The 279-nt window shown below is 53.4% G+C and carries 1 protein-coding gene; it reads left to right on the top strand.

Going from position 1 to position 279, the window contains the following annotated elements; all coding sequences use genetic code 11:
- On the top strand, window positions 1–279 hold a 279-nt coding region (locus FDX01_RS23660; RefSeq protein ID WP_249360915.1), incomplete at both ends, for a diguanylate cyclase.

Genomic DNA, 279 nt, shown 5'->3' with positions numbered 1-279 from the left:
GTATTGGCCTGATTGAAGTGTATACCGGCTGTTCTATCGGCATTTCCCTGGCACCACAGCATGGTAATGACAGCGAAAACGTCATTCGCAACGCGGATACCGCCATGTATACCGCCAAAGAAGGCGGACGTGGGCAGTTTTGCGTGTTCTCCCCTGAAATGAATCAGCGGGTGTTCGAGTATCTGTGGCTGGATACCAACCTGCGTAAGGCGCTGGAAAACGATCAGTTGCTGATCCACTACCAGCCCAAAATAACCTGGCGGGGTGAAGTCCGCAGCC

Source organism: Citrobacter sp. wls613, from assembly GCF_005281195.1.
Lineage (GTDB): Bacteria > Pseudomonadota > Gammaproteobacteria > Enterobacterales > Enterobacteriaceae > Citrobacter > Citrobacter gillenii.
This window is presented reverse-complemented; position numbering and strand designations above follow the sequence as displayed.